This is a genomic window from Paenisporosarcina sp., from assembly GCF_057785155.1.
Genome location: NZ_JBYNRN010000017.1, coordinates 62175 through 72632 on the forward strand (window position 1 = coordinate 62175; position 10458 = coordinate 72632).

Annotated in this window: 12 protein-coding genes; 7 read left to right on the forward strand and 5 right to left on the reverse strand. The window is 35.8% G+C overall.

The genetic code is table 11. The annotated features are described in order from the left end of the window. The first annotated feature begins 89 nt into the window (after positions 1–89). Both AC3EA5_RS07385 and AC3EA5_RS07390 read left to right on the forward strand, forming a co-directional pair. On the forward strand, positions 90–1514 hold the full coding sequence (locus AC3EA5_RS07385) for a S8 family serine peptidase (RefSeq protein WP_488607735.1): 1425 nt from the start codon (positions 90–92) through the stop codon (positions 1512–1514). Between the two features lie 206 nt (positions 1515–1720). After that, positions 1721–4186: a S8 family serine peptidase gene (locus AC3EA5_RS07390; protein WP_488607736.1), complete on the forward strand. Its 2466-nt coding sequence runs from the start codon at positions 1721–1723 to the stop codon at positions 4184–4186. Between the two features lie 163 nt (positions 4187–4349). Here the strand turns inward: AC3EA5_RS07390 and AC3EA5_RS07395 are convergent, their stop codons facing one another. The 4 genes from AC3EA5_RS07395 to AC3EA5_RS07410 are packed head-to-tail and all read right to left on the reverse strand — an operon-like array spanning position 4350 to position 6122. After that, complete coding sequence (locus tag AC3EA5_RS07395; protein WP_488607737.1) at positions 4350–4916, reverse strand: hypothetical protein; 567 nt, start codon at positions 4914–4916, stop codon at positions 4350–4352. 28 nt (positions 4917–4944) lie between these two features. Then, complete coding sequence (locus AC3EA5_RS07400) at positions 4945–5364, reverse strand: hypothetical protein (protein WP_488607738.1); 420 nt, start codon at positions 5362–5364, stop codon at positions 4945–4947. A 40-nt stretch (positions 5365–5404) separates the two neighbouring features. Beyond that, complete coding sequence (locus AC3EA5_RS07405; RefSeq protein WP_488607739.1) at positions 5405–5842, reverse strand: hypothetical protein; 438 nt, start codon at positions 5840–5842, stop codon at positions 5405–5407. A 37-nt stretch (positions 5843–5879) separates the two neighbouring features. Then, positions 5880–6122, reverse strand: coding sequence for a hypothetical protein (locus AC3EA5_RS07410; protein ID WP_488607740.1), 243 nt, complete (start codon positions 6120–6122; stop codon positions 5880–5882). Between the two features lie 202 nt (positions 6123–6324). Between AC3EA5_RS07410 and AC3EA5_RS07415 the strand changes: the two genes are divergently transcribed. Further along, complete coding sequence (locus AC3EA5_RS07415; protein ID WP_488607741.1) at positions 6325–7125, forward strand: ABC transporter ATP-binding protein; 801 nt, start codon at positions 6325–6327, stop codon at positions 7123–7125. After that, the gene (locus AC3EA5_RS07420; RefSeq protein ID WP_488607742.1) at positions 7118–8734 is read left to right on the forward strand and encodes a hypothetical protein; all 1617 of its coding nucleotides are present in this window, start codon (positions 7118–7120) and stop codon (positions 8732–8734) included. The genes AC3EA5_RS07415 and AC3EA5_RS07420 overlap by 8 nt, the downstream gene beginning before the upstream one ends. A gap of 58 nt (positions 8735–8792) precedes the next feature. Here AC3EA5_RS07420 and AC3EA5_RS07425 read toward each other — a convergent pair whose 3' ends face one another. Beyond that, the gene (locus tag AC3EA5_RS07425) at positions 8793–9116 is read right to left on the reverse strand and encodes a hypothetical protein (protein WP_488607743.1); all 324 of its coding nucleotides are present in this window, start codon (positions 9114–9116) and stop codon (positions 8793–8795) included. Positions 9117–9285: 169 nt separating this feature from the next. Here AC3EA5_RS07425 and AC3EA5_RS07430 point away from each other — a divergent pair, with 169 nt between their 5' ends. The 3 genes from AC3EA5_RS07430 to AC3EA5_RS07440 are packed head-to-tail and all read left to right on the forward strand — an operon-like array spanning position 9286 to position 10278. Further along, entirely contained in the window at positions 9286–9894 is a 609-nt protein-coding gene (locus AC3EA5_RS07430) for a class I SAM-dependent methyltransferase (RefSeq protein WP_488607744.1), read from the forward strand. Between the two features lie 20 nt (positions 9895–9914). Beyond that, a complete protein-coding gene (locus AC3EA5_RS07435; RefSeq protein WP_488607745.1) occupies positions 9915–10130 on the forward strand; it encodes a hypothetical protein in 216 nt (71 codons plus the stop codon). Positions 10131–10143: 13 nt separating this feature from the next. After that, positions 10144–10278, forward strand: coding sequence for a hypothetical protein (locus AC3EA5_RS07440; protein WP_394190548.1), 135 nt, complete (start codon positions 10144–10146; stop codon positions 10276–10278). Positions 10279–10458 lie beyond the last annotated feature (180 nt).

Genomic DNA, 10458 nt, shown 5'->3' on the forward strand with positions numbered 1-10458 from the left:
TTAAATATATGCCTCCCGTAGAATTGGTTTTTATCTGAAAAATGTCACAATAATTATAGATTGAAAATTCCGAGAAAGAGGCGATCATATTGAGATTAGGAAAAATATTTGTATTAGTCGTGTTAGTTCTGGCTTTAGTGACCTCTCCAAAACCTATGGTAGGTGATGCCAATAGTTTAACTGCAGTAGTAGATTCGAAATTATTAAATAAACTGGAAACAAACACAGAGATCTTTGAAGTAATCGTTACATTTAAGAAAAACCATAAATCACAAGAAGAAATTTTAAGTATTTTAAAAGATATTGGTATTACCAATGGATCTGTTATGAAAAAACTGCCGATTGCAGGTATTTTAGCTACAAAATCACAAGTTGAAGCACTTGCCACAAACGAACATGTATTTTCAATTTATGATAATAGAAAATTGCAATATGAAAATAAAGAAGCGACGGAACTGACAGGCGTTGACCGTGTTCGAAATGACAATCAATTTAAAAATGCAAACGAAGGATTGCCGGTTAGTGGTAAGGGAATAGGTGTAGTTATTAACGACAGTGGAGTGGATGCTACACATAAAGATTTAGAATTTGGATCACATGTAGTCCAAAATGTTCTAGGTGGGATAAATTTGCATGCACAAAGTGACCTGCTTCCTGTTACGTATCTAGAAAATGTTCTAAATACGGATACAAGTTCTGGTCATGGGACACATGTAGCGGGAATTGTAGGAGCAACTGGCACGATGTCCGCCGGAGAATATGAAGGAGTTGCTCCGGAAGCACAATTAATTGGTTACGGGTCAGGTGCAGCGATTGCTATGCTTGATACGATTGGTGGGTTTGATTATGCATTGACTCACCAAAGTCAATACAATATTCGAGTCATCACCAATTCATGGGGAGATACAAGTGATTCAGGTACGGATTTTGATCCATACAATCCTATAAATGTTGCAACTAAAGCGTTGTATAATCGTGGTATTGTTACTGTGTTTTCTGCAGGAAACTCGGGCCCATCAGATTCAACGATTTCAGGAAATTACAAAAAAGCTCCGTGGGTAATTACTGTAGCAGCGGGTACCAAGCAAGGACAATTAGCTGATTTTTCATCTCGAGGAGTCAAAGGTAAAGGTGGAAGTGTTGAGGTAGATGGAGAAACATGGAACTGGGAGGATCGTCCAACCGTTACTGCCCCTGGTAAAGATATTATTTCTACACGTGTAATTTCACCAGTGGCATCTTTAGGAGCCCCTGCGGATGTAGAAATGATACCTCCAGCTTACATTCCTTTTTATACGACCATGAGTGGTACGTCAATGGCTGCACCACATGTAGCGGGTATTGTTGCATTAATGTTAGATGCAAATCCTTCTCTTTCACCACTTGAAGTGAAACAAATAATTGAGCAATCAGCGACAAATATGCCGGGATATGAAATATGGGAAACTGGATCTGGTTACGTAAATGCCTATGAAGCTGTAAATTCGGCTTTCAAGATGGTAATTCCACAATAAATTGTTGTTCAAAATTCCTCGTAGTTTTTACGGGGGATTTTTTATGTGCAAAAATTTAGGTTTCAAAATAGAATCTCTATATCTTTTGTACGACAAAAAGATAGTACTTTTAAATCCTTATTTACAACCTTGGTGGAATATGAAAATTCATTTAATTTTCAGATAATAAGATTAAGAAGCAAATAGATTGAGAGGAGTTTTGGAAAATGAAAAAATCTCTATATGGATTTATGAGTTTATTAATGATTGTGTCCATTTTATTTAGTGGAACAAGTTTTACTGGGGTGAAGGCTGCCTCAACAGTCACAATGGATTCTAAATTGAAAGAAGCGCTTGAAAATGCAACAGGTCCTTTGCAAGTGATCGTCACTTTTGAAGGGAACGGAGCGCCAACAAATGAACAAATCAATCTTTTAAAAAGTCTTGAAATTTCTACTGGCGTTACAATGAAGGCGTTACCTATCGCTGGAGTTCTAGCAACAAAAGAGCAAGTGAATCAATTAGCTTCATCAGATGGTGTAAAATCTCTTTACTTAAATAGTAAATTAAACTACTCAAACGCAGATGCAACGCAAATAACAGGCGTCGACAAAGCACGAACGGATGTGGATATGCAAAAAGCCAACAATGGATTTCCTTTATCGGGTAAAGGTATTGGCGTTGTAGTTAATGACAGTGGTGTAGATGGAACTCATAAAGACCATGAATTCGGAAAAAATCTTGTCCAAAATGTTATGGGAAGTACCAACTTAAATAGTCTTGACTCACAATTATTACCTGTAACCTATACAGAGAACATTCCAAACACTGATACGAATTCTGGGCATGGTACACATGTTGCTGGAACAGTTGGAGGAACAGGTGCAAGCTCAAGTGGGAAATATGAAGGAGCCGCACCAGGAGCTGATCTAGTTGGATATGGTTCTGGTGCAGCATTATTCGTTTTAGATGGAATTGGTGGGTTCGATTATGCAATTACTCATCAGTCTCAATACAATATTCGCGTGATTACAAATTCTTGGGGTTCGTCAGGCGACTTTGTACCGGATCATCCAATTAACGTAGCTAGTAAAGCAGCGTATGATCGTGGAATCACTGTTCTTTTTGCTGCTGGTAATGAGGGGCCAAGTGAGAATACTCATAATCCATACGCCAAAGCACCATGGGTTATATCAGTGGGAGCTGGAGAGAAAGATGGTACACTTGCAGATTTTTCATCTAGAGGAACAAAAGGTGTAGGTGGAACGTTTGAAATGGATGGAAATACTTGGACTTGGGAAGATCGTCCAACTGTTACGGCACCTGGGGTCAATATTATTTCAACCCGAGTGATTGGTCCAGTAGCATCTTTAGGTGCAGCAGAAGACGCAGAAATGATTGCACCAGCTCATCTTCCTTTCTACACGACAATGAGCGGTACATCAATGGCTACACCACACGTTGCTGGTGTTGTTGCATTGTTACTTGAAGCCAATCCTTTATTATCACCAGACGATATCAAAGAAGTATTACAGGCAACAGCAACTAATATGCCAGGATATGAAACCTGGGAAGTAGGTACTGGTTATTTAAATGCTTACGCAGCAATTGATAGCGTCATGTTTGGTACCGTTTATGGAAGTACCGTCAATTCAAATCAAACTTTTAATAGCAATGTAGATGCAACAACTGAAAGAACACCATTTGAAATAGCTTTCAATCCTGCGGTAACTGCTTCAAATAAATACACGTTTAATGTAGAAGCTGGAGTTTCTCAATTGAATGCAAAAATAAATGCAGCAGGATTACTAGGTGAAACTGGAAATCCCATAAATTTAATATTAATCGCACCAGATGGTACAGAGTATAGTTCGGGCATTAGTTTATTGTTTACTTTAAGTACAGACCGAACCGTATCGGTTAATTCACCTAAAGAAGGACAATGGACTGCAGAAATTCGAGGCATGAGAGGAACGATTGAAAACCCAGTTGGTGTCTCATTCCCGGAAACTGTGAAAGGATCGCTAGCGTTTACAAAAGTCAGTGGCTTTACTGGTCTATCTGATATAGAAGGTCATGCAGCTGCTTCAGCCATTCAAATGGCGGTAAATGAAAGATTAATGGATGGATATCAAGATGGCACTTTTAAACCAAATCAAAACCTTATACGTAAAGAACTTGCACGTTCACTAGTTATGGGCGCAGGCATACGTCAAAATCAAAATGTTACTTTAAGTGATGTAAGTGGAGATGATGTTGAGTTCGTTCAAGCTGTTGTTGCTAAAGGAGCATCTATCCGTGACGCAAGTCAAAACAATAAAGGTGTGATGCAACTTAACAATTTAGGTAAATTTAATTCCAAGGGTGCAGTTAACAAAGCAGAACTAGCTTACTCTTTAGTTCAAGCACTAGGCTTAGAGCAACAAGCAAAAGCTCATTCTGGAGAAGTCTCAGTCCTTTACAATGGAGAGAGAGTAGCTCTTAAAGATAGCAACTTGATACCAGTAGCTTTAAAAGGTTATGTACAGTCAGCTTTAGACTTAAATATATTAAATGCAAAATTCAATGTCACTCAAGGACCATATGATTTAGAACCAAAAATTGAAGCAGTATTTTCACCGGATCAAAAAGTTACAAGAGGCGATTATGCTGTTGCGATAAGCCGTTATTATCAAGCGTGGTTTGCGCAATAAAAAAAGCCGTCCGAATTGGGCGGCTTTTTTCATTAAAAATTTTATTCATGTAATTGGTTAATAAAAAGACACGTGCTAATACAAGTAAAAAAGGAATTCAATTATATTGATAACTGGATTCCTTTTTTATATGTATAAGCAATTCGGCTATAGATCTATCTTTTTATTGGATGGACAAAACATTGCCCTCAGAATCTAATCCGCGAAAAATAAATGCTCCAACATCAGAGGTGTGTAAATAACGATAATGTGCAGCATAACCATTTAAAACATCCATCTCAACATACACAGTGGATTGCTCTTTGGCTTCATCTAGTGATAAAGCTTTTTCATTATTACGTTCATTACTAATAATAACTTTCACTATCTTTGTGTCTAGAACCTCTACTGCAAATAATGTGTCATAATATTTGTCTTCCTTTAAAGTGGAATTCCAATTAAATTTCATTTTTCCATCCAGTGTTGTACCACCAATACCACTAATAACAGTTACTCGATGTAGGATACCCCAGTCCTTGTTTATTAATTTTACATACTTGCCATTCCCGGTATCCCAAATGATCACTTTCTTTGGATCAAATTCTTTTTCATATACAACTTCCCCACTTTGATTGGGATAAGAATTTCGGATTGCAGACTCTTCAGAAAGCCTGTAGCCATTTAAGTGAACGACATATAAAACAAGTAAAATTAGTACACTGAACATAATATAGCGTTTCTTTAATTTCAAGATTCTCCACACTCCAAGCTTCTTAAGTTCAATCTATTACTGTAATAATTGGATCATGGGTGGAGATGATATCAACCTTATGTTCAATACAAGACAAGGAGTAGTGCTTCAGATTTTCACCGGGCATTATCGCCTTTAAATTGGATTCTTTTTGAATAAAATCAAAGTAATTAGACTTGGAATAAATTCGAAATGCCTCCCCCTGAAACTGCTGGTCATCATTCCAATTCGTATAATCATCATAGATAACCGAGTAGGTAATATAATTTGGAAAGTCTATCTGTAATGTCCTCACATTGCTATCTGAATGGGGATGAATAATTAAATCAGTAGGTTCAACGCTTTTATTGACAATAATTCTTAATCTCACTTCACTTGTTCTTACTTCAACGATTTGTTCGAATGAAATATGAAACCCTGTTTCATTCACTAAATCTGTAAACCTCATGTATACTTCACCTCAATTACTAGTCATTCAATACACATTATTAAATTCTTAAATTACCCAATCTCTCCTTAAACACATGCCAGTTCCTATGTGTTTTATTACATCTGAGAAACTCATCAATAACCCAAAATAAAAAGGATGAAAGAATTGCGGTAATAAAAAAGAAATTGTCTAATAAGCTTCTTACATCGGAAAATAATAATTCTCTTTCCCATTGAGAAAATAACAAAATTGGGACGACAACGAACAGAGCCGCAAGGAGAAGGTGAATCAGTAAAGCAGAAATCCCTCTATTAAACCCTTGCAGCTTTTTGGTGATCCAATCAGACAAGATGGATGAAGGTAATCCATAAAACAAAAGAATCGGAAGTAAATACATAGCCATAAAGATGACAAAACCGGATGGTTCCAATATGAAATAGATAATCATTACACCGATACAAGATCCTATAGCAGATAAAAATTTTCTACCTATCAAAAGTCTCACCCCAATCATCGAAAGTAAAAAACTTAAATCAAATTATTGGTTTTCTCTTTCCTCTCCAAAACACAACAAAAGAAATAGCAAAACAAATGAATGAAAATGAGCCTACATACTGTATCGGCGGTTCGCCTGAAAATAAATATAAAGAAAAAGGTAAGGAAGCAATCCCTAATGCTAGAAAGCTTTGCCAGCTTCGAACAATTGCTGTATAAAACAAAGCAATAAATGAACATATAATCGACAACCCAAATATCATGCTAAATAAAGTCACCATGTTCTCCTCCTTCAAACAAATATCCTCTTATATATTTTAGAAAAAAACACCTTTTAACCAATATACCAACATTAACCATTTGTGCCAATTAATAATGTAGCTACTGCAAATTCATGTCCACAAAAACTAAGGGAAATAATGGCAACTATTCCAAATCCAATATGTTAGAATAGTATAAATACGTGATTTTGAGGTGAGCAACATGACTGTTCAAACAGAAAAGGTTCTTTCAATTAAAGATTTGACGATGAGTTACGGCTCTAAAAAAGTGCTAAATGGAATTGATTTAGAAGTGCATCGAGGAGAAATCATTGGTTATATCGGACCTAATGGAGCGGGGAAGAGTACGACTGTTAAAATAATGCTTGGTCTGCTGGAAGGATATAGAGGCAAGGTTGAAGTTTTCGGTGAAGATATTTCAACTGGAACCTATACATATAAAAGAAAGATCGGCTATGTACCGGAGAATGCTGAAGTCTATGACAATTTGACAGCTAGTGAGTACTTAACATTGATGGGAGAGCTTTATGGGCTCGATCAAAAATTTGCTGAGCATAAGGCTTATAGTTTAATGCATCATTTCGGTATGGAGAAAGTGTTCCATAGTCGAATTTCATCGTATTCGAAAGGGATGAAGCAGAAAGTATTAATTATCTCGAGTTTACTGCATGACCCTGATTTATTGTTTTGGGATGAACCTTTGAGTGGATTGGATGCCAATTCCATGATGATTATAAAAGAAATCTTGATTCAACTTGCAAACCAGGGGAAAACGATATTTTATTCGTCTCATATAATGGACGTTGTTGAGAAAATCAGTAGTCGAATTATTTTGTTGGCTGAGGGAAGAGTAATAGCCGACGGTACCTTTGAAGAATTGCAAAATCAAAGCAAAGAAGGATCTCTCGAGCAAATTTTTAATCAGTTAACTGGATTCAATGAACATAAGAGTATTGCCGAAAAATTTGTTGAGAAGGTGAAAGAAGGACAACCGAATGGATGATTTTCGTTCGTTAAGAATCTTAGATATCTTCAAGGCTTTTTTTATAAAGTTGGATATTGACTATCCAGTAATGAGAAGAATTTTGCAGGTAAAATTGACGTTAGATGAGCGTCGCGTACCGAGTATTTTTAATGGAGAAGTTAAGAAAGAAGGCAGTATTTATCTCAAAACGTTAGCTTTGTATGCTTTTTATGGGTTAATCTTGATTCCTTTTATTATACTCGGCGAAAATTACATGTTTCAAATGAGTTTAGTTTTTGGCGTGATTTTGTTCATTCTAATGACGTCCATGATTTCAGATTTTTCGACAGTTCTTCTCGATTTGAGAGATAAAAGTATTTTAAACACCAAACCGATTAGTAGGAAGACCATTAATGCTGCGAAGATCATCCATGTCATTATCTATATGAGTTTCATCACGAGTGCATTTGTGACGATACCGTTTGCGGTCGGTTTATTCACAAAAGGAATTGGATTTGCGCTTATTTTCTTAGTTGAAATTATCATTGTGAATTTATTTGTTGTTGTTTTAACCGCTATTTTATATTTGCTCGTCTTGCGCTTTTTCGATGGAGAGCGGTTAAAGGATATTATTAATTATGTACAAATTCTTTTATCAGTGGGCATCGTGATTGGCTATCAAATCCTGCTTCGTTCATTTGATTTGGCCACTATAGATGTCGAATATGTATTTAGTTGGTGGCATCTATTCATTCCAGCTTTGTGGTATGGTGCTCCTTTTGAGATGTTATTACATCAACAGTTCTCAACACCTATGATTATCTTTTCAAGCCTTGCCATATGTGTGCCGCTAATCTCATTTTATCTATACAGTCGAGTTATGCCTTCTTTTGAACGGAATTTACAAAAACTAATGACAGAGACGGGTTCAAATAAAAAGAAGTGGGCTGGCATAGATTCGTTCTTTTCAAAAATTATGTGTAGAAGGAAAGAAGAACAAATCTTATACCGATTCGCTTCCAAAATGATGACTCAAGAGCGGGAATTTAAATTAAGAGTGTATCCTGCCTTAGGATTATCTATCTTACTTCCGGCACTATTTGTATTTAATGATTTGAGGATGTACTCACTTTCTGAGGTATCTACCGGTAAAACGTATTTTGCTCTTTATTTTTGTAACCTGATGATTCCAGGAGTCATCCATATGTTGAAGTTTTCTGGGACTTACAAAGGGTCTTGGATCTATCGGTCGACACCCATTCAATACATCTCATCTATATATAGTGCAACGTTAAAAGCTTTTTTTGTAAAACTATATATTCCTATATTTTTAATCAATAGTGTGGTTTTCATATGGGTATTCTCTCCAAGAATCATCTCTGAAATAGTCATCATTTTGTTAGTCGCACTCGTGCAAATCATACTCACATACAGGATGATTAACAATGAAGGATATCCATTCTCGCAGTCATATGAATTTGCTCAAGAGCAACAAACAGCAAATAACCTGCTTCTGTTTCTCATTACAGGACTATTTGTAGTTGGCCACTTTATCGCTTTAAGTATTCCTTTAGGGATTTATATTTATATGGTGATTTTACTCGTAATAATTGTTCTTGGTTGGAGAGTAACATTTCCGAAAAAATGAAAAGCCTTCGAGTTAGGTACTGGTTTAGTACTGATCTCGAAGGTTTTAATAGTACCAATTAACTTATAAAATACTCTCTATACATAACGAATGTTGCAACAAGGGTAATGACAAAATAGATTACTGCACCAATAAAGATAAGTGATTGACCACCAACTCGTTTAGACGCAGCCATTCTAATACCTGTTTGCCCTTGAATTTGCATATCCATATGACGACTAACTGTATTGTCTTTGCTAGTGAAAATATAAAGAACGGCTATAGCCACAAGTGCAAATGGAATCGATGTATCTATAAAACTTGCAGCAAAAAAGAGAGAGACAATCCAGTTTACGAGGGCTAATATCGATATAGTCAATATCAGAACGATTGCTTTATTCAAGAAATGACCTCCAATGTCTTTATTATTTATATTAAATTCAGAAAAATTATATCTTATACCAATAATAACATTTTTTTCCTCTAATTACTGCGTACATGGAATAGTTGTTTCTTAGCCGTCTTGTATGGTTTGATTAAAGGATAGAATAGTTGAGAACTGGGGTTTTAGAATGGATGAGTTTGAGTACGATCAACATCTTGGAATAAAGACGGTAGGCTTACACGAAGTCCGTAACCAGATGGTTCATTATAATCGTTATGAAGCGACTCCTTACGTTGCCCTCGATGCTTTATTTGAAGAATACAAATTGGAAAAAACAGATGTGGTTGTGGACTTTGGTTGTGGGAAGGGAAGACTCCCGTTTTATGTAAACCATCATTTTAAAGCAAGTGTAACCGGAGTCGAAATGAGTGGTCAGCTGTATTTGGATGCACTTCAAAATCAATCCAGTTATATGGAGAAACGGAAAAACATGAAGGGTTTTATACGTTTCGAGAATGGCTTAGCAGAAGAATATATAATAGAAGAAACCGATAACCGTTTTTACTTTTTCAATCCATTTTCGATTCAAATTTTCATGAATGTAATCGATCGAATCCTTCAATCTGTTGAACAAAAAAATCGTCAAGTGGATATCATACTTTATTACCCAACAAGCGATTATATTCAATATCTCGAAAACAACACGGTATTTGAGCTGTTGAAAGAAGTTCAAGTTCCTGAACTCTATGCGAGCAATGAAAACGAACGATTTGTAATCTATCGTTATACTCCGTAATAGGATTGGAGTAATGAATTATGAATAAAATTTTAAAATCTAAGTGGAAATATAGCGGGTATGCTTTCTTAATTGCTATTGGAGGAATTATAGGGGCTACAATCGTAGATCCTGGTAATATGTATTCGATATTCGGAGTATTAACGGGTTCTCTGATTATAGTAGTCATTAACCTATTTTCCGTTTTGTACAATAATAAACATAAAGAGAACGAGATCAGAAACGAAAAACATTAAGGAATGATGGAAAATGACTAAGTTTATAAATGATTTCGTTGGAGCGATATCCGATATTGTTAAGAGTATTTGCTATTTTTTATTTGGAGCATTAATTGTTGGCGTGCTATTCTTCCTTCTTGCAAAGTTTTTTGAATGGATTTTTTAAAAGGGGAATTTGTTTAATTAACGGGAGCTTTACTTCAAGAAGGAGTAAAGCCTTTTTTCTTATTGAACTCCCATGAAAATTAAAACCATAAAAGACCAAATTAAAGCAGACCCAGTAAAATACTTTTTTAAAAAAGGCTGAGCCTTGTAAAATTTATTATTAAATTGATAGTGGTTCTGA